This window comes from Methylomonas sp. EFPC3 (assembly GCF_029643245.1).
In the GTDB taxonomy this organism is placed as follows: Bacteria; Pseudomonadota; Gammaproteobacteria; order Methylococcales; family Methylomonadaceae; genus Methylomonas; species Methylomonas koyamae_B.
On record NZ_CP116398.1, the window covers coordinates 3,584,385 to 3,602,991 of the forward strand.

General features: G+C 58.2%; 21 protein-coding genes. 11 read left to right on the forward strand and 10 right to left on the reverse strand.

Going from position 1 to position 18,607, the window contains the following annotated elements; genetic code table 11:
• The first annotated feature begins 741 nt into the window (after positions 1 to 741).
• Positions 742 to 1,404, forward strand: a complete 663-nt coding sequence (mtgA, locus tag PL263_RS16085) for a monofunctional biosynthetic peptidoglycan transglycosylase (protein ID WP_278210317.1) — start codon at positions 742 to 744, stop codon at positions 1,402 to 1,404.
• Between the two features lie 12 nt (positions 1,405 to 1,416).
• On the opposite strand, the gene yjgA is transcribed toward mtgA, so the two are convergent.
• From yjgA to PL263_RS16110, 5 genes are read right to left on the reverse strand one after another with little or no spacing between them, the layout of a single operon-like run.
• The gene (gene yjgA / locus PL263_RS16090) at positions 1,417 to 2,079 is read right to left on the reverse strand and encodes a ribosome biogenesis factor YjgA (RefSeq protein ID WP_278210318.1); all 663 of its coding nucleotides are present in this window, start codon (positions 2,077 to 2,079) and stop codon (positions 1,417 to 1,419) included.
• Position 2,080: 1 nt separating this feature from the next.
• On the reverse strand, positions 2,081 to 2,263 hold the full coding sequence (locus PL263_RS16095) for a hypothetical protein (RefSeq protein ID WP_278210319.1): 183 nt from the start codon (positions 2,261 to 2,263) through the stop codon (positions 2,081 to 2,083).
• A 28-nt stretch (positions 2,264 to 2,291) separates the two neighbouring features.
• The gene (locus tag PL263_RS16100) at positions 2,292 to 2,879 is read right to left on the reverse strand and encodes a phosphoheptose isomerase (RefSeq protein WP_054763367.1); all 588 of its coding nucleotides are present in this window, start codon (positions 2,877 to 2,879) and stop codon (positions 2,292 to 2,294) included.
• A gap of 3 nt (positions 2,880 to 2,882) precedes the next feature.
• The gene (locus PL263_RS16105) at positions 2,883 to 3,251 is read right to left on the reverse strand and encodes a YraN family protein (RefSeq protein ID WP_278210320.1); all 369 of its coding nucleotides are present in this window, start codon (positions 3,249 to 3,251) and stop codon (positions 2,883 to 2,885) included.
• Positions 3,251 to 5,095, reverse strand: coding sequence for a penicillin-binding protein activator (locus tag PL263_RS16110; RefSeq protein WP_278210321.1), 1,845 nt, complete (start codon positions 5,093 to 5,095; stop codon positions 3,251 to 3,253). The genes PL263_RS16105 and PL263_RS16110 overlap by 1 nt, the downstream gene beginning before the upstream one ends.
• A gap of 20 nt (positions 5,096 to 5,115) precedes the next feature.
• Here PL263_RS16110 and rsmI point away from each other — a divergent pair, with 20 nt between their 5' ends.
• The gene (gene rsmI, locus PL263_RS16115; RefSeq protein WP_278210322.1) at positions 5,116 to 5,967 is read left to right on the forward strand and encodes a 16S rRNA (cytidine(1402)-2'-O)-methyltransferase; all 852 of its coding nucleotides are present in this window, start codon (positions 5,116 to 5,118) and stop codon (positions 5,965 to 5,967) included.
• A gap of 59 nt (positions 5,968 to 6,026) precedes the next feature.
• Here the strand turns inward: rsmI and PL263_RS16120 are convergent, their stop codons facing one another.
• The 3 genes from PL263_RS16120 to PL263_RS16130 are packed head-to-tail and all read right to left on the reverse strand — an operon-like array spanning position 6,027 to position 8,705.
• Positions 6,027 to 6,581, reverse strand: coding sequence for a DUF2058 domain-containing protein (locus PL263_RS16120; protein WP_278210323.1), 555 nt, complete (start codon positions 6,579 to 6,581; stop codon positions 6,027 to 6,029).
• A 53-nt stretch (positions 6,582 to 6,634) separates the two neighbouring features.
• Positions 6,635 to 7,813, reverse strand: coding sequence for a hypothetical protein (locus PL263_RS16125; protein WP_278210324.1), 1,179 nt, complete (start codon positions 7,811 to 7,813; stop codon positions 6,635 to 6,637).
• A 46-nt stretch (positions 7,814 to 7,859) separates the two neighbouring features.
• Positions 7,860 to 8,705, reverse strand: coding sequence for an outer membrane protein assembly factor BamD (locus PL263_RS16130; protein WP_278210325.1), 846 nt, complete (start codon positions 8,703 to 8,705; stop codon positions 7,860 to 7,862).
• Positions 8,706 to 8,788: 83 nt separating this feature from the next.
• Between PL263_RS16130 and rluD the strand changes: the two genes are divergently transcribed.
• Genes rluD through PL263_RS16145 form a run of 3 tightly spaced genes read left to right on the forward strand, consistent with a single transcriptional unit; the run spans position 8,789 to position 11,278 of the window.
• Positions 8,789 to 9,739 (forward strand): 23S rRNA pseudouridine(1911/1915/1917) synthase RluD, encoded by a 951-nt coding sequence (rluD, locus tag PL263_RS16135; protein ID WP_140913489.1) that lies wholly within the window; start codon positions 8,789 to 8,791, stop codon positions 9,737 to 9,739.
• Positions 9,720 to 10,448 carry a peptidoglycan editing factor PgeF gene (gene pgeF, locus PL263_RS16140; protein ID WP_278210326.1) on the forward strand — a complete coding sequence of 243 codons (729 nt, stop codon included), beginning with the start codon at positions 9,720 to 9,722 and terminating at the stop codon, positions 10,446 to 10,448. The genes rluD and pgeF overlap by 20 nt, the downstream gene beginning before the upstream one ends.
• Positions 10,445 to 11,278, forward strand: a complete 834-nt coding sequence (locus tag PL263_RS16145) for a ZIP family metal transporter (protein WP_278210327.1) — start codon at positions 10,445 to 10,447, stop codon at positions 11,276 to 11,278. The genes pgeF and PL263_RS16145 overlap by 4 nt, the downstream gene beginning before the upstream one ends.
• Before the next feature lie 22 nt (positions 11,279 to 11,300).
• Here the strand turns inward: PL263_RS16145 and PL263_RS16150 are convergent, their stop codons facing one another.
• A complete protein-coding gene (locus PL263_RS16150) occupies positions 11,301 to 11,888 on the reverse strand; it encodes a Uma2 family endonuclease (protein WP_278210328.1) in 588 nt (195 codons plus the stop codon).
• A gap of 132 nt (positions 11,889 to 12,020) precedes the next feature.
• Between PL263_RS16150 and PL263_RS16155 the strand changes: the two genes are divergently transcribed.
• The 5 genes from PL263_RS16155 (at position 12,021) to PL263_RS16175 (ending at position 16,491) form a co-directional block, all read left to right on the forward strand.
• Positions 12,021 to 13,034, forward strand: a complete 1,014-nt coding sequence (locus PL263_RS16155) for a helix-turn-helix domain-containing protein (protein ID WP_278210330.1) — start codon at positions 12,021 to 12,023, stop codon at positions 13,032 to 13,034.
• Between the two features lie 250 nt (positions 13,035 to 13,284).
• Positions 13,285 to 14,571, forward strand: coding sequence for an NAD(P)H-binding protein (locus PL263_RS16160; protein ID WP_278210331.1), 1,287 nt, complete (start codon positions 13,285 to 13,287; stop codon positions 14,569 to 14,571).
• Complete coding sequence (locus PL263_RS16165) at positions 14,568 to 15,041, forward strand: DUF2269 domain-containing protein (protein WP_278210332.1); 474 nt, start codon at positions 14,568 to 14,570, stop codon at positions 15,039 to 15,041. Before PL263_RS16160 ends, PL263_RS16165 begins: the two co-directional genes overlap by 4 nt.
• Positions 15,042 to 15,044: 3 nt before the next feature.
• Entirely contained in the window at positions 15,045 to 15,641 is a 597-nt protein-coding gene (locus PL263_RS16170; protein ID WP_278210333.1) for a DUF4166 domain-containing protein, read from the forward strand.
• A gap of 193 nt (positions 15,642 to 15,834) precedes the next feature.
• Entirely contained in the window at positions 15,835 to 16,491 is a 657-nt protein-coding gene (locus PL263_RS16175) for a PEP-CTERM sorting domain-containing protein (protein WP_278210334.1), read from the forward strand.
• Positions 16,492 to 16,540: 49 nt separating this feature from the next.
• On the opposite strand, the gene PL263_RS16180 is transcribed toward PL263_RS16175, so the two are convergent.
• The gene (locus PL263_RS16180) at positions 16,541 to 17,053 is read right to left on the reverse strand and encodes a septal ring lytic transglycosylase RlpA family protein (RefSeq protein WP_278210335.1); all 513 of its coding nucleotides are present in this window, start codon (positions 17,051 to 17,053) and stop codon (positions 16,541 to 16,543) included.
• A gap of 244 nt (positions 17,054 to 17,297) precedes the next feature.
• Between PL263_RS16180 and PL263_RS16185 the strand changes: the two genes are divergently transcribed.
• Positions 17,298 to 18,596: an NAD(P)/FAD-dependent oxidoreductase gene (locus PL263_RS16185; protein WP_278210336.1), complete on the forward strand. Its 1,299-nt coding sequence runs from the start codon at positions 17,298 to 17,300 to the stop codon at positions 18,594 to 18,596.
• The last annotated feature ends 11 nt before the right edge of the window (positions 18,597 to 18,607 follow it).

The following is an 18,607-nucleotide window of genomic DNA, read 5'->3' on the forward strand; positions in this document are numbered from 1 at the left end:
GTTCCCAGCCTTCCTCATTGCCGTTTCCGTAGTGGCGGGGGCGGCACTTTTTTCCGCGCCACGGCTGTAAGCCTGCAACACGCCGGCGCAAGGCCTGACGCTGCTTAGCGGGCTGACAATGGGATTGGACCGCGGAGGTGTTTTTCGGTGCGGTTTGCACCAGAGTGAAAACCAAATTTGGCTCGGCTTGGGGCCGAATGAATCAGAAAAGAGACCATCCTTGCCTGGATAGAAGTGTTTCGTCCACGCTTCTATCCAGGTATTCCCTGGCGTCGTTGTTTTCCATGTTCACGGGGGAGAGAACTTAACATCCTTGATGCCGCAATTTATATAACACTATTCGTGCCAATTTTGTTTGTGCTTGATTTTCTGTGTGGCCGGCGGATCGGAAGCGCGTAAATCAATCTAATCTATGTTAAATGCCGTAAATAACGCCAAAATTCAGGCGATTTGCCACACTTCTCTGCGCTCGGTCTGCTTGGTCGCACCCTAGCGGCTGCGGATCGCCGCAACGGCGATCGAATTTGTTGCACTTTTTTGGTGCCGGTGCGCTGTTTCGGATTGTCGGAAGGGAAAGCGGCTGTGCGCTATGCCGACCGGGATTCGCTATGCCACTGAATCGTGGATAATAACCAGCCTGTTGATTATCTGGCATCGCTTGTGAACCACTTTCGTCATCCGGCACGCTATCGCTTTCCGTCTCCTCGCCGGTCCAAGCCGACTCTCAGTTGGCCCAGGCGCTTGAAACGTCTGGCAAGTGTCGCAGTGTGGTGCTTTTTGGCCAGTTCCCTGTTGCTGGTCGCGGCGCTAAGGGTTTTGCCGGCGCCGACTTCGGCCTTCATGCTGCACCAGCATATCGACGATCTGGCCGAAGGCAGGGCTTACCGGCCGATCAATCAGAATTGGGTCGGCCGCGAGCGGATTTCGGCGCATGCCTTTCATGCGGTGATCGCCTCTGAGGACCAGTTGTTCTACCAGCATAACGGCTTCGACGTCGATGCGATCGGCAAAGCCTTTCAGCAATATTTACGGGGCGGCAAATTGCGCGGCGCCAGCACGATTAGCCAGCAAGTGGCGAAAAACCTGTTTCTGAGCCCAGCGAAACACTTCGTGCGCAAGGGCTTGGAGATCTGGTTTACCGTACTGATAGAGGCGCTGTGGGACAAACAGCGGATTTTGGAGGTGTATCTGAACATCGCCGAATTCGGCGATCACCTGTTCGGTATCGAGGCCGCCAGCCGGCATTACTTCGGTATTCCGGCCCGGCAGTTGTCGGCGGCGCAAGCGGCATTGCTTGCTGCCACGCTGCCGAATCCGATCTTGCTCAAGGCCGACCAACCCAGCGCTTATGTGCTGAAACGGCAGAGCTGGATTCTCGGCCAGATGCGAAACTTGACCGACTGAGAGATCGCTGGATCAGTCCGAATCGTCTTCCGGCTCTGCCGCGTCGGCTGCGGTGGAATGGCCGGTGTCGCTGATTAATTGTTTCAGGTATTTGTAGAGCAGGCGCGCCGACTTCGGCGGTTTGGCGTCCTTGGCTTCTTTCAGCGCGTTGCGTTGCAGTTGGCGCAGATGCTGGGTATCGGCCTCCGGAAATTCGGACACTAACTGCGTCAACGCGGCGTTGCCGGCTTCGCTCAACAGTTGGTCGCGCCAGCGCTCGGCCTGATGGTGTTCGCGCACACCGTGGGCGCTGCGGTTTTTCAAGCGCGCCAGCTTTTCCCGGATCGCGTCGACATCCAATTCGCGCATCTGACCGGTGATGTACTTTAACAGGCGCTTTTTCGCCGCATTGCGGCCCATCTTGCCGGCGTCGCATAGCGCTTTCTCGATGTTCTCCGGCAATTCGAACTCGGCGATGTGGGCCGGTGCCAACGCGCTGATTTCTTCCGCCATGGCGAAAATCGCCGCAATCTCTTTTTTGATGCGGGTCTTGTTGGGGCGGACCGCGTAATATTCGACTTCGTCCTCTTCCTCGACTTCGTCGTCGTAGGCAAATTGGGTGCGGTCGTCGTAGCCGTCGTCCTCGAAATCGTCTTCGTCTTCGAATTCTGCGTCGTCGTAATCTTCGTGTTTCATGTCAAACCATCGATATTAAAAACAGGACGAACATTGCCACCGCAAGTAGCGGCACGATCACCCCCGGCCAATCGGACGGACTGTTTTCGCTGCGCTCTATCGCGGCTTTGACGCCGGGTCGCATCCAGAACAGGATCAGCAGGGCCAACAGACCCAGCAGCAGATTTTCCCAGGGTGATTCCATAACGTGTTCGCCAGTCGGGTCCTGCGGCTTAGCCGCCGAATAATTGGTGGTCGATCAAATCGCACAGGCAGTGCGAGATCAGTAAATGCACTTCCTGAATCCTGGCCGTCGAATCGGACGGCACCCGGATCTCGATATCGGTCTCGTTCAACACGCCGGCCAGAGCGCCGCCGTCCTTCCCGCTCAAGGCGATGACGGTCATGTCGCGATCATGGGCGACTTTGACGGCCTTGACGATATTGCCGGAATTGCCGCTGCTGGTGTAGACCAGCAGGATGTCGCCGGCCTGACCCAGCGCCCGCAATTGTTTGGCGAACACTTCGTCGTAGTGGTAATCGTTGGCGATGGAAGTGATGGTCGAAGTGTCGGTGGTCAAGGCGATCGCCGGTAGCGCCGGCCGTTCGCGTTCGAAGCGGTTCAGCATTTCCGAGGAAAAGTGCTGGGCGTCGCCGGCCGAGCCGCCGTTACCGCAGGTCAGCACTTTCCGGTCGTTGACCAAGGCTTCGACGATTTTCTGCGAGGCGAATTCGATCAGTTCGCACAAGCTGGCCATCGCATTTTGCTTGGTTTGAATACTGTCGGAAAAATGGGCGATGATGCGGTCTTGTAAGCTCATAGTTCAGGTTTGAAACGCGTTTTTGATCCAATTGAGGCGGTTATCGCCGGAGATTGCCACGACATCGAAACGGATCGCGCAATGGCTCAGGTTGTTGATTATGACATAGTGTTGCGTGGCCGCGACGATGCGCGCCTGCTTTTGCGCGGTAATACTGGCCAACGCGCCGCCAAATTGCTCCGATTTACGGTAGCGGACTTCGACGATGACCAGCACGGCGCCGTCGCGCATCACCAGATCCAGCTCGCCGTGCTTGCAGCGGAAATTGCTGCAGACCAGTTGCAGGCCTTGTTGTTGCAGGTGGGCGGCCGCCCTTTGTTCGGCGCCGGCGCCTTTTTGCAGATGGGCCGGTTTGGGTTTGCCGAACAGCATTATTCGAGGTAAGCGGCCGCAGCGGGTACTCCGGCCTTGAATTCGGCGCAGGCCAATTTGCGGGTGATGCGGTTTTCGCCGTTCGACGCTAAACGGCCGGTGGCGCCGGCATAAGATGCGGTGCCCAGCTGGCCTAATTGACCCAATACGTTGAAGGCATCGACGCCCAGCGCCACCAGTTTGATCTGGCTGTCGCTCAGGCCTTGCCAGGCGCTTTGCAACGCTTGTTGGCTGAGCGGTCCGCCGTAGACCTCGCCGAACAGCCAGGGTACATCGCAAAACGTGATTTTGCCCAAATCGGTATCTTTGGCCGGATTGGGGCGGCCGCTGTAGATGTTGGGCATCGCGTAAACCGCAAGCTCGCTGCTTTGGCTATAGCGCAATTGCGGCGCAATCTCCCGCGCCTGTTCCGGCCCGGCGCTGATGAATACGGCCAAAGTCTGTTTCGCGCCGGTGGTATTCACGCTCGGCGCCAGCAGGGCTTTGACCACGGCACTGAAGTCGCGCGATTTCGGGTCGTAACTCTGTACCCCAAGCACGGCGCCACCGGCCGCTTGCCAGGCCGACATCAGATAATGGCGGATACGTTGGCCTTGCGGCGTTTCCGGGGTCAACAGCACGGCGTTCTGCAAACCGTCGCGGCGAGCTTTCAATACCAACTGTTCGGCGTCGTCGATCGGGCTCAGGCCGAATTGGTAGAGGTTGGCTTTGCTCAGGTTCTCGACATGGTTCAAGGCCAGTACCGGCACGCTCAGGTCGCCGCTGTCGGCCAGGGTCTGAATCTGCTCCTTCACCAACGGGCCGATCACCTGTTTGGCGCCGTCGGCGACGGCTTGTTTGTAGAGCGCGACGATGTCGCCGCTGTCGCTGTCGTAATATTTCAAGGCCGGTTGCGGCGCGGCACTGGCCGCCAGGCGATAGGCGGTGGCCAGGCCGTTTCTGATCGCCTTGCCGGCCGCCGCATACTGGCCGGAATTGGGCAGCAGCACCGCGATCAGCGGGCCGCTGGCCGCAGTCGCCGCCGGTTGCGGCGTTTGCTGGTCCGGCTCGGGCGCGGCTTCTGCGGCGACGGCCGGCGCGCCGTTCAGATAGGCTTGCAGGTAGTCGGCATTGGCCGGATGGCCGGGAAAGGTTTGCTTCCATTGCTGGATTTGGCCGGCGCTATCGAAGCCCGGCATATTGCGCTGTTTCAGAATTTTGGCCAGCGCCATCCAGCCGCTCAATTCGTCGGCGACCGAGGCGGTCGTGCTCAGGGTTTCGCTCGGCAATACGCTGAGGGCGTCGAGAATGGCGATGATGTTCTGCTTTTGCCGGTCGCGGTCGGTCAACAGCCGGCCCAGCTTCAACCGCATCCGCACGCCGGCCAGCACATCGCCGAGCAAGGACTGGGCAAAAGCCATCGACTGGTAATAGGCGATCTGGTCCGCTTCCGCCAGCACCGCCGGCCTTACCCCTTCCAATTTGCGCACCGCGGTTTCGGCATCGCCCATGCTCAGCGCAATCTGGCCGTCGATCAGTTTGTATTTACTGGTTTGTTCCGGATTGAGTTCGGCCGGGTTGACTGCGTCCAGGGCCTGGCGGGCGCCGGCACTGTCGCCGGCTTGCAGGCGGGTATCGGCATCCAGCAATCGCACTCCGCTGCGGCTGTCTTGCAAGCGGTAGCTGCGCGCGGCCGCGGAGGCTTCCGCCGGTTTCGGCCGTTTGGCGCTGGCCGGCGGCTTGACTTCGAATTGCGGTTTGCGGGCCGGCGGTTCGCCGGCACAGGCGCTGAGCAGTAGCAGGCCGAAAAAACAGCAGCTCGGCAAGCGACGCGGCATAATGGCGCCCAGTTTAGATGCGGACATGAGAGGGCCTGGAAAAACAAATGTACGGAAAATTATACGTGGTTGCCACGCCGATAGGTAATCTGGCCGATTTCAGCTTCCGGGCCTTGGAAGTATTAAAACAAGTGGATCTGATCGCCGCCGAAGACACCCGGCACGTCAAGATGTTGCTTTCGCATTACGGTGTCAACAAGCCGCTGACCTCCTTGCACCAACACAACGAGGACAAAGCCTCGCAAGGGCTGGTGGAGCGCATGCAGCAGGGCCAATCTGTCGCGCTGGTTTCCGACGCCGGCACGCCGATCATCAGCGATCCGGGGCTGCCGCTGGTCAAACTGGCCCGCCAGCACGGCATCGAGGTTACGCCGATACCCGGCGCCTGCGCTTTGATCGCCGCATTGTCGGTGGCCGGGTTGCCGACCAGTCGCTTCAGTTTCGAGGGTTTTCTGCCGCGCACCGGCTCGGCCCGACGCGAATTTTTTCGAGACAAGCTGGCCGACGAATCGACCTGGGCCTTTTACGAGTCCAGCCACCGGATTCAGGCGGCGCTGGAGGACATGTTGAGCGTATTTCCGGCAGACCATCGCATTGTCGTGGCGCGCGAAATTACCAAACTGCACGAAACCATCGCCGACGGTAGCTTGAGCGAGGTGTTGGCGCGAGTGCAAGCCGACGAAAACATGCGCAAAGGCGAGTTTGTCGTTGTGGTTGCCGGCAGCCCGCCGGCGGAAAAATCCGATTTGATCAGCGACGAAGAGCGGCGAATATTGGCGTTGTTGCTGCAGGAATGTTCGATCAAAACTGCTGTGGCGCTGGCGGTGGAGATCACCGGCCAGCGCAAGAAGCCGCTATATCAGGCGGCATTGGCGATGCAGGGCGAAAGCAGCGACTGAGAGCGGCTCAGTTATAGCGACCGCTGGAGGCGGGCGATGATCGCTTCTCGGCTAGCGGGCTACCACATCAAATCGTCCGGAATCTGATACGCCGCGTAAGGGTCGTCTTCCACGGCAATGTCGTGGTTGGCGTCATTCAACACCACCACGCTGGCCGCATCGCGTTGCTGGATTTTTCGCGCCACTTCGGCCGGGACGATTTCGTAACGGTTTTCCGTTTTGGCAATGCCGGCCCGGCCGCTGCTCAAGGCGTCGCGGACTTTTTCGGAAACATACATGGTTTTGACTTTGTTGACGTCGGTAAAGTTATAGGCCACGCCGTTGGCATCCTGGGCAATGCGGTTCAAATCGACGATTTGCTTGATCTGCGCCACCAACGCTTTCTGTTCTTCCGCCAGCTTGCGTTGCCGGTTCAATTCCCGGTCGCGTTCGGCCTGTTGCTGGCGCAATTGTTCCGCGCTCAGTTTCACTTCGTCGACAATCTCGACGCCGTTATTGCGTTCCAGTTTGGTTTGCTTGCGCTTTTCGGCTTTGACCTGCTTTAGTTTGGCGTCGTTGGACAGGCCGGATTTCAACAGTTGTTCTTGCAGCGACAAGGTTTGCGGTTTTTTCATGGCTAACGGGCGGAAATGGACTGGAAAAACGCCGGCAGCATAGCACAAAGCGCTTATTGGCCCAGCATCTTGCCGGTGGCGTATTGCCACCAATTCAGCGGCTTGGTCAGCGGCCGATCGCAGCGGTCGTAGCCCTGGTATTCGATGCCGCGGAAAATATCGTCGCGCAGCCAGCGGTAAGCGGCCGGCGCGCTTTGTTGCAGGCGTTCCGGAATCAACACGTATTGCGCCACCAGTTCCGCCAGCTTTTCCTGGGTGTTGCCGTCGTAACGGCCCTGATTGACTTCACCCAGATATTCGAACGCTTCGAACCATTTCGACGGCCACAGCGCCAACTGGGCCTCGGCGATGATTTTCATGATCTCGGCGTCGTTGGAAATCTTGTGGTACTTGTAAAAGAAGTAGAGATCGTCCTCGCCGTTCCAGAAATGAAAATTGTCGATGGTATGGGCGATCTCGTGGACCACGATGGGCAGCCGGAAATCGACCAGGTACTCCACGCCGATGTCGCGGTAGCTGCCGCCTTCCTTGCCCTTGTCGAAGGCCTTGACGGTAAACACGATCAGATTCTGGCCGCTGAACACCTGGGCCACGGTCTGCGAGCGAAAACCGATGCCGGGCACCAGCGTCAACGGATGGGTGTGGTCCTGCCAGATACTGTTTTTGTAATCTTCCTGGAACGCGTCGCGGATCAGTTGCTGCATCGCCGTGGGCTTGTCGGCGATTTCCTGTTCCAGTTTGTCCACCGGCTTGGCCTTGCTGATGTTTTGCCGCAGAAAGGCCGGAATCTTGCGGATGGCTTTTTCGAAGATGCGTAAATGGTCGACGGAGAAGCGCTTCACTTCGTAGCGATAGTCGTCGCTGTGCTTGACCACGGTCTTGGTATCGTAAAACAAGGCCAGCGCCCGCCAGGCGGCTTCGCGGTCGCCCCAGTATTTTTCCAACACGCACAGATCGCCGGCGGCGTTACCGGTGCAGTCTTCGCGGTAATCGGTCAGGTCGTCCAGGTGGTCCTGGTTTTTATGGTCGGTCAATACTGCGATGGCCTGGCTGCGCAGGCCGGGGTGTTCGGCTTCGTAGAACCGGATGATGTCGGCCAGCGCCGCGGTTGGGGTGTATTGCTGTTGGCTGGTCGCGCACAACAGGTCGTTGGTTTGCGACAGCGTGAAGAAGCGGTTTTGAAACAACGGCGGCGGCGTTGCGCCGGCGCCGGCAGCGTAACCGAGAACCAAGCCCAGCCCGCCGCATCGGATTAAAACGGATAAAGCGCTCAACCGCTTATTGGTCCAGGCCCATCGCATCCCAAAGTTTTTGAATTGCACCTTCGTCCTTGTAGTTGCCTTGCGGCGCACCGTTCGGGTAGTTCAGTTTGAACACGCGTTCGGCGTCGGTGGCCAGTTCCTCCATGCCCAATTGGCGATAGCCGTCCTGCATGATTTGCAGCGCGAACGGTACTGCCGGGGTACGCTGATATTCCTTGACGATGTAATTGGCGCGGTTGACGGCGGCGATGTAGGCTTTGCGCCGCATGTAGTAATCGGCGACGTGGACTTCGTACATCGCCATGTTGTTGCGCAACGCGACCATGCGCAGCTTGGCGTCGGCGGCGTATTCGCTATTCGGATAGCGGCGGATCAGTTCCTGGAAGTTGTCGTAAGCGTCTTTGGCCGGGCCGGGATCGCGTTGCGAGGAGTCGGTCGGCAAAAAGCGGTCTATAAAGCCGATGCCGCGGTTATAGTTGATCAAGCCTTTCAGATAATAGGCGTAATCCACTTTCGGATTACGCGGATGGATCTTGATGAAGCGGTCGGCGGCGGCAATCGCGGCTTCCGGATCGTCGTTCTTGTAGTAAGCGTAAGCGACGTTGAGTTGGGCTTGGGCGGCGTAGTCGCCGAAGGGGTAGCGCGATTCCAGCGCTTCGTAAAGCGTCACCGCCTTCGAGTAGTTTTTGTTGTCCAGCGCTTCCTTGGCTTTTTCATGGAAGGTTTTGTCGTCCCAGCCGGCGTATTCCTCTTCCTTCTCGCTGGACGAGCCCTTGCCGGAAAATGCTTCCAAGGTTTCGCACGCCGGCAGCAGCACAATCAGGCTGGCGGCGAAAACGGTTTTTACTAAAACTAATCGCATACGTTTATCAACACGTTGTAATATTGTTGGTTTTTTGCGGCATTTGGCAGCATTTGGGCCGCGAGTATAACTTAAAAACGACTATGACGATATTGACGGCAAGGGTTCCCGAGGAACTGGCGGGTATGCGGCTGGACCAGTGTTTGGCCGAGGTGTTCCCCGATTATTCGCGCAGTAAATTGCAAACCTGGATCAAGGCCGGCCGGGTGCTGGTGGACGGCGAGGTCATGAAGGGCCGCGAAAAGCTGGACGGCGGCGAGGAGATCGAACTCGACGCGGAAGCCGAGCGGGTTATCGAATATGCCGCCCAGGAAATTCCGTTAGATATTAAATACGAAGACGCCTCGCTGCTGATCGTCAACAAGCCGGCCGGCCTGGTCGTGCACCCGGCGGTGGGCAATTGGGACGGCACGCTGGTCAATGCCTTGCTGAACCATGCGCCGCAACTGGAAACTCTACCCCGCGCCGGCATCGTGCATCGGATCGACAAGGACACCAGCGGCTTGCTGATGGTGGCCAAGACCTTGCAAGCGCACAACAGCCTGGTCGAACAACTGCAGGAACGCACCATTCATCGCGAATACCTGGCCTTGGTCAAAGGCTGGATGACCGCCGGCGGCACGGTCAACGCGCCGATCGGCCGCCATCCGGTAGACCGCAAACGCAACGCAGTGCGGCGCGACGGCAAGGAAGCGATTACCCATTATCGGTTGGAACAACGCTTTAAGCGCCATACCTTGATCCGCTGCAAACTGGAAACCGGCCGTACCCACCAGATCCGGGTGCATATGGCCCATATCAATTATCCGCTGGTTGGCGATCCGGTCTATGGCGGCCGCTTTCAAATGCCGGCCGATTGCGGCCCGGCCCTGGCCGAAGCGTTGCGCAATTTCAAGCGCCAGGCCCTGCATGCCGCCAAACTGGGTTTGGAACACCCGGAGACCGGCGACTATTGCGAATGGGAGCAAGAGCTGCCGGAGGACATGGCCAATCTGATCAAGTTACTGGGCGAAAATGAACTGGATCAAGCCTGATTGGCCGTTGCCGGCCAATGTGCGGGCGGCAGTCACGTTGCGTAGCGGCGGCGTCAGCATCGGCGGCTACGCCAGCCTGAATCCGGCCGGCCACGTCAACGACGATCCGCAACATGTGCAGCGTAACCGGCAGATCATCCGCGAGCTGCTGGATTTGCCGGCCGAACCGGTCTGGCTGCAACAGGTGCACGGCATCGATGTGGTCAAAGCCGACCAAGTGCAGGGCCTAGCGACCGCCGATGCCAGCTATACCGACCAAAGCGGAGTGGTCTGCGCGGTGTTGACCGCCGATTGCCTGCCGGTATTGTTTTGCGGCGACGGCGGCGAAAAAATCGCCGCGGCGCATGCCGGTTGGCGCGGCTTGCGGGCCGGCGTGATCGGCCGGACCCTGCACGGCATGGCTTGCCGCGAGGTCTCGGTCTGGCTGGGGCCGGCGATCGGCCCGCAGCATTTCGAAGTCGGCGCCGAGGTGCGCGAGGCGTTTTTGGCCGACGACGCCCGCCACGCGTCAGCGTTCACCGCCCATGGCCCCGGCAAATGGCTGGCCGATATTTACCAACTGGCGCGCCGGCAACTGGCCGGGCTGGGCGTGGAGCGGGTGTTCGGCGGCAATTATTGCACCGTGGCCGATCCGGCCCGATTTTACTCCTACCGCCGCGACGGTGCCGCCACCGGCCGCATGGCCAGTTTGATCTGGAGAGTTTCTTGAGCGTATTGCTGTTTATCGTTTTGTTTACCGCATTGGGCGGGGTTTTGAGCGTACTGGCGGCAGCCGTGTTTTTGCTGTTGCCGGAAGCTCAGCAAAAAAACGTGTTACCGCACGGCATCAGCTTCGCCATCGGCGCGTTGTTGACCGGGGCATTTTGCGGCTTGATCCCGCATGCCTTCGAGGAAGTACAGCCGCAACAATTATCGACGCTGTCGGCGACCATCCTGGCCGGCATTCTCGGTTTTTTCGTGTTGGAAAAACTGCTGGTCTGGCGCCACTGCCATTCCAACGCCTGCGAGGCGCACGGCGAAGATTCTCACGACGATCACCACCATGGCCACAGCCACGGCGCTCAAGCCGGTCACCGGCCGGCCGGCATGTTCATCATCCTCGGCGACGGCATTCATAATTTCGTCGACGGCGTGTTGATCGGCGCAGCGTTTCTGACCGACGTTCAGCTCGGCATTGTCACCAGCCTGGCCGTGGCCGCCCACGAAATTCCGCAGGAAGTCGGCGATTTCGCGATTCTGCTGCACAGCGGCTACCGTCGCGGCGAGGCCTTGTTTTACAACATCCTGGCCAGTCTGGCCACGGTGATCGGCGGTGTGCTGGCCTATTTCAGCCTCGGCGATTTGCACGATGTCCTGCCTTATTTCCTGACGCTGGCGGCGTCGAGCTTTATCTACATCGCCGTGGCCGATCTGATTCCGTCTTTACATCAAAAGACCGACATCAAAACCTCGCTGCAGCAGATCGGTTTTATTCTGGCCGGCGTCGTATTGATTCTGGTGATGCAGGGGATTGCTCACCGGTTCGAGGGCGTCGCTTAGCGCCTGTAAGATCGGTCCGGGTTTAAATCGAGGCGGCCGACGTTGCCGGTTCGCCAAATTCGACCCCCTCGTATATCTCGGCAACCGGCAATTCGAACCCGACCGATTCGAACCTGACCTGCTCGCCAGCTTGGTAAAGCTGCAAATCCCATTGTTCGCTACGGCGGTAACATTCGACGCGTTGCGTGTCTTGGGCGACCAGGACGTATTCTTCCAGGTTTTCCAGCTTGCGGTAATGGTGGAATTTTTCGGCCCGGTCGTAGCGTTCGGTCGCGTCGGACAAGACTTCGATGATCAGTTTCGGCCGGCCGTTGTAATGTTCTGCCGTATCCGCCGCCGAACAGGTCACGTGCAGATCCGGGTAGAAGAAACAGTCGTCGCTGGCGGTTTGGACGCGGACTTTCATTTCTCCGGAATGCACACGGCAAGGTGTACCGCGTAAATGGTGATGCAAAAAGGCAATCAGATTCGTCGCAACGGTATCGTGAGCGCGTTTAACGCCAACCATCGCATAAACTTCGCCGTTGATATATTCGTATTTGATTTCGCTGAGCAACTCGCCTTGCAGGTAGTCCGCAACGCTCAGGTGTAATTTTTCCGCTAAAGCCATAGCCGTTTCCGCTGGATTGGATTGAGCGATTGTAGCGGCTAATACCGGCCGGCGGTAGTCCGGACCGATCTGCAAAATGGCGGATCGGCCGATAGCCGCTAAACTCTGGATTTTGCGATTTCGGCGGTTTTGATGCAGATTGCAGCCCTGTTAAGTATCGGATTCTCGTTCGGCGCCGCCCTGCTGCTGGTTGCCGACAATTTATTGCAAAGCCGTGAGTCTCTATTTTGGCCTGCGCGATGTGCCGGGTTTGTGCTGATTGCCGGTTTGGTCGCGATCCAAACTGCGCACCTGGCTTGGCTGACTCAGGCTTTCGATGTTTTGCATGTGGCAGCTTATTGGGTAGCGCTTTATCTGGTCGCTCCCAGTTTTTATTTCTTCAGCCGGCATCTGCTGCAGGCCGACGTGCAATACCGTTGGCGAGACCTGTTGCACGCCGCGCCACTGCCGCTCTGCCCCTTATTGCCGCAACCGCTCGCAGTGCCCGGCGCATTTTTGCTCGGCAGCGCGTATTTGATCTGGCTGGCACATGCCGTGTACCGCTTGCGTGCGGAACGCCGGCGGTTTCGGCTGGAACTGGTCGCGCTCGCAACCTTGTTCGCGATCGCGGTTGCCGTATTGGTGTTGGGATTCATCTGGCCGCTGTTAGTGACGGCCGATTTCATCCAGGCCTACAGCATATTGGTCGGCCTGGCGTTTTTTGCCGTGACGCTGACCTTGTTGCGTTTCCCGGCGATTACCGCCGACGTGGCGGAGGCCGTGCAGGCGGCGTACGCCGAATCGACCTTGAAAAACGTGGATAAACCGAAGAAGCTGGCCGAGCTGGAGCGCTTGATGCGGCAAGACAAACTTTACCGGCTGGATACCTTGAATCTGGCCTTGCTGGCCGAGCAATTGACGTTGAGCCAGCACCAATTGTCGGAACTGATCAATACCGAATGTCGCCAGGGCTTTTCCCGCTATATCCGCGAACAACGCATCGAAGACGCCAAACAGCTGCTCGTTACCGAACCGGAGGCGTCGGTATTGTCGATCGGGCTGACGGTGGGGTTTAGCACCCAATCTAATTTTTATGCCGCATTTCGGGAAATTGTCGGCATGGCGCCGGGACAATACCGGAAAATCCACGCGCCACCGCCTTCCTGAATCCGGCAAGAACTCCGGTTTTATCATTTTGTAAAAATATAACCTGTTGTAATTGATAGGTTTAATTTTAGCGCGGAATTTTTTATTCCAGTCCTATCACTCCGGAAGTTACGGCCTTTGGTTCGGCTTAAGCTGAGCCCTCCCTCAACTTTTGGAGCAAAGCCATGAATTTTTCACTGATCAATTGGTGCTTACCTCGCCTGCGGCTGGCCTGTCCGCCAATTTCCGAACCGACGCGCGGGAGGCGGTTATGAACATCCTGTTAACCGGCGCCACCGGCTTTATCGGCCGTGCGATTGCGCTGGCGTTATTGGAGCAGGGGCACCGCGTGACGGCGTGCATCCGGCAGCCGCAGCGTTTGCGGATTGAAAGTCCGCTGCTGACGCCGCTGGCGCTGGATTTTGCCGAGGCTGACCAAATCGAAAACTGGTTACCGCATTTGCAAGGCATCGATGCGATCGTCAATTGTGTCGGCATCATCGCCCCCGGTCCGCGGCAAAGTTTTCAGCAATTGCATAGCCAAAGTCCGATTGCACTATTTCGGGCCGGCGCCATGGCCGGCGTTAGCAAGATCGTGCAACTCTCGGCCTTAGGTGCCGACGATCAGGCCGCCTCGGCGTACCACTTGAGCAAGAAAGTCGCCGACGATGCATTGCGCGAACTGCCCTTGGATTGGTTCGTTTTGCAACCGTCGCTGGTCTACGGCCCCGGCGGCCGCAGCCATGCCTTGTTTCAGGCCTTGGCGGCCCTGCCGGTGCATCTGTTACCGGATGGTGGCACGCAGATGCTGCAACCGATACACGTCGACGATGTCGCCGCCGCGGTATGTCGCTGCCTGCAACCGGGCTGCGGCGGGCGGCGAACGATCGCGTTGGTCGGTTCGGAGCCCATCAGTTATGCCGATTGGCTGCAAGCCCTCAGACTGCGTCTGGGGAAATCCCGAGCCGGCGCATGGCGTCTGCCGCAACGCTACGCGGCGATTGCTGCCGGCTTTGGCCGCGCATTGGCCGAACCGATACTGAGCCGGGACAACCTGGCGATGTTGCAACGCGGCAGCACAGCCGATCCGGCGCCGTTGATTGAGCTATTGGGCCGGCCGCCGCGGAGTGCAAAGCGGATGTTCGCCGAGGCTGCGTCTCAAGCTGAACGCTGGCATGCCAATTTGTACTTTTTGCGGCCATTGCTGGGCTGGAGCATTGCCTTGGTCTGGTTGTGGAGCGGCATCACCTCGCTATTTTTCTATCCGCATCAGGCCAGCTACGCCTTGTTGGCGGCTACCGGCATCAGCGGCATCGCCGCGCCGCTGACGCTATACGGTTTGGCGGCGCTGGACATCGCAATGGGTTTGATGACCCTGGCGCGGATACGCTTACCCGCACTAATGCTGTGCCAGTTTTATATCGTGCTGGGATATAGCCTGGTGGTGGCCTGGCGGCTACCGGAGTTCGTGTTTCACCCGTTCGGGCCGTTATTGAAAAATCTACCGTTTTTAATGTGTTTGTTGGTTTACCGGATCTTGGAAGGAGAGCGGCCATGACTTATTTGACCTTGAAATTGATTCATATCTTGAGCGCAATCGTGTTGTTTGGCCTGGGTTCCGGCACGGTGTTCTATAAAGTGATGGCCGACAAAACCGGCGATCATGCGGCGATTGCCGTTACCAGCAAGCACGTGGTGCTGGCGGACTGGTGGTTCACCACGCCGACCGTCATCATTCAGCCGCTGACCGGCGTGTTGCTGGCCGAGCAGTTATCGGCCTCGTTCGGCGAAGGTTGGTTGTGGTGGACGGTGTTGCTGTATCTGCTCACCGGCTTGTGCTGGCTGCCGGTCGTGGTGTTGCAAATCCGGATGCGCGATATCGCCGCCGATTCGCTGGCTCAAGGCCGGCCGTTGCCGTCGATTTACCACTATTACGCCAAAATCTGGTTATGGCTGGGAGTGCCGGCGTTTTTCGGCATGATCGGCATCACCACGTTGATGGTGTTTCACAATTCGCTGTGGAGTTGAGCCATGTCCAAACTATTGATGCAACAGGTGTTAGGTGACGATTGGCAACAATTGCCGGAACCGATTCAACGCCATTACCGGATCGGTGACGGCGAACGTAGCGGATTGGCCGGCACGATGCAGATCGGCTATCCGGCTTACCTGTTTCCGTTAATCTGGCTAATCCATCTGTTCGGCGGCTTATTGTTGTGGCGGGCGCCGGCGGCGCATGCCGAAGTGGATAAAACCGCCGATGCCGCTGGGCTAAGCTGGCGGCGCAGGCTGGATTACCCGGACGGCCGCAGCGATTGCTTCAATTCGCGGATGGTCTACGTCGCCGAAAACGAATTGGCCGAATACATCGGCTTCGGTTTCGGCCTGCGCTTAAGGGTCACGGTCGAAAACGGCGATTTGGTCTACCGTAGTCAAGGCCACTTCTGGCAATGCGGCAATTGGGTCGTGCCGATCCCTGACTGGTTATTATTGGGCTCGGCAACGATCAGGGAGCATGCGCCGCAACCGACCGATTTTATCTGGACTTCGAAATCCGCCATCCGTGGTGGGGTCTTAGTTATTGGTACCGGGGTACGTTTGTCTACCGTTGATTTGTCGCCGGTTTGAACTTCCGGCTCTTGCCGGGAATTAACGTTAGAGCGACGCCGGGTTTGGTTTCCATTGCCTTGCGAATTCAGAACGGCGCGCTCCCTCCCGGCAACTTCATGCCGAAACCGATAAACCAGTCAGACCTATGGGCGATTCGCGGGTTAGCGTCGGTCGCCGCATTCGATTGATATTCACCAAAGAGGACGGAGATATGAGATTGACAACTGTAAAACGACTAGTGGCCGCAGCGATGTTCAGCGCTTCGGTACAGGCACAAGCCAGTGTAGTGAACGATGCCACCGGCGACTATCTGGCCGGATATGCCGGCAGTAAGGCCGGCGATTTGGATGTGGTTAGCGCATCGGTCACTTACAACCCGCAAACCGATGTGTTTCATTTCGAAAGCACCTTTGCCGCCGCAATCGGCACCTCCCTCGGCGGCCTTTACGTACTGGGTTTCGACCGCGGCGCCGGCACCGGCCGCTTTGCGGCGAGCGGTCTGCCGAATGTATTGTTCGACTCGGTAGTCGTGATCAATACCAACGGCAGCGGCGCGGTGAATCTGTTAGTGCCGCAACCGGTCGTTTCGACGCCGTTCGCAGCAGGTACGGCCGTAATCGACGGCGCTAAATTGAGTCTGGACATCTTGGGCAGTTGGCTGCCGTCCGCCGGTTTCAGTAAGTCCGGATATACCTGGAACCTGTGGCCGCGGGACGGTTCGCAACCGGCCGGTTTCGGCCAGATTTCCGATTTCGCGCCGGATAGCGTGAATGCCGCGGTGCAGGTCGTGCCGCTGCCGGGAGCGGTCTGGCTATTCGGTTCGGCGCTTGCCGGTTTTGTCGCAGCCCGGCGACGCGCGTTCCGCTAACCGCCTTCTTTAACCGCTACCGCGCGGTTATGTTTCGGCTTCGCCCCGCTCAGCGCGAGCCGGGCGAGGCATCCAGAATTTCCACCGACACTTGCGCCAAGCCGTTAACGCCGATGCGTTTGGCGGCACCGTGCGATAAGTCGATCAAGCGATCGGCGACGAACGGGCCGCGGTCGTTGACCGTGACATCGATATGGCGGCCGTTTGCCAGATTGGTGACCCTGACTTTGGACGGTATCGGCAGCGTCTTGTGGGCGGCGGTCAGGCCGTTGGGTTTGAAACGGTTGCCGTTGGCGGTGCGATCGCCCGATTCGGCGCCGTACCAGGACGCCAGCCCGACTTCCCGGTAACCGTGCCGGCTCAGCAACGGAAAATAAGTTTTGCCTTTTACCGTGTAAGGCTGGTTATACAGCGCCTGATCGCGGTAAGACGGTAATTGTGCCTGCGAATCCGAAGGCGGCAGCGGCGGTTCGGAGGCGCATCCGGCCAGTAACATTATCGAAGCCAGTAGCCTCAGCGGCAGATATTTCGAAGCCATGTCGTAATTTAAGTGGTTGAACATAGTCGGTCCTTTTCCAAAGGACTCGGCGGCATGGTCGTTTGCCAAACTTAACGGTTTATTAAAAACTTGTGCCGTCCGCATCGACTGGAACGCTACTCCGGCGTCGGCGCGCGGCGCAGCCCGTCAAAATCGGCCAGCCGGGATGCGATTGGTTATAATGCCGCGAGCAAGGGAATTCAAAACAACGCAGGGACGGCGCATTCTGTGCCTGATTAGGCCGGGCATCACTCGTGGGGGGAACAGCATGGCGGAAAAACACAAGATATTGATCGTCGGCGGTGGCGCGGCCGGTCTGGAATTGGCCACGGAACTGGGGCAGAAGCTCGGTAAAGCCGGCAAGGCCGAAATTACCTTACTTGACGCCGCATCGACTCATATCTGGAAGCCTTTATTGCACGAAGTGGCCTCCGGTACGCTGGCCGAGGCCGAAGAAATCGAGTACATGGCTCAGGCGCACAGCAATCATTTCCGTTTTCTGTTCGGCAAAATGGAGGCGTTAAATCGGGCAAACAAGGAAATCATCGTCAGCTCGATTACCAATAAGCAAGGCGAAGAGATCATTCCGCAACGCCGGTTCAAGTACGACACGCTGGTAATGGCGGTCGGCAGCGTCAGCAATACATTCGGCATTAAGGGCGTCGATAAATATTGTCGATTCATCGATACCACCAAGGAAGCTTTCCGTTTCCAGAAACAGTTGGTGGAAACCTACTACGTTCAGTCCTACGCCAACCAGAGTCGTCAGCGTGACAAGCCGTTGTCTATCGTGATTATTGGCGCCGGGGCGACGGGGGTGGAATTGTCCGCCGAGCTGCACCACGTGACCAAATTACTGGCCACTTACGGCTTAGAGGGGTCGATAGACGTCAACATCACCATCATCGAAGCCGCCACCCAGTTGTTGCCGGCATTGCCGCCGCGCTTGTCGCAGGCTACCCAGGAGCAACTGATCAAACTCGGTATTCAGCTGAAACTGGGCCGTAAAGTTACCGAAGTGACCGAAACCGAAGTGCACACCTACGACGGCGAAGTATTCGAAGCGGATTTAAAAGTCTGGGCGGCCGGCATCAAGGCGCCGGACTGGATGAAAAACCTGGACGGCCTGGAAACCAACCACATCAATCAATTGGTGGTTGACCAAACCCTGCAGACCAGCGATCCGGATATCTTTGCGATCGGCGATTGCGCCGCCTGTGAATGGGTCGGCCATGGCGGCAACGTGCCGCCGCGCGCCCAATCCGCCCATCAAATGGCATCTGCCGTCGCCAAGTCCATTGTGAACCGTCTGAAAGGCAAACCGGGTGTCAAATTCGTCTACCGCGATTACGGCTCGCTGGTGTCGCTGGGCAAATTCAGCACCGTCGGCAGCCTGATGGGCAGTTTGATGGGCACCGTCAGCGTCGGCGGCTTCATCGCCTACATGGTGTATCTGTCCTTGTACAAAATGCACCAGGTAGCGATCCACGGCTATTTCCGCACCGCGATGCTGACCTTGTCGAACCTGTTCCGGCGCAGTACCCATGCCAAAATGAAAATGCATTAATCCCTTAACCG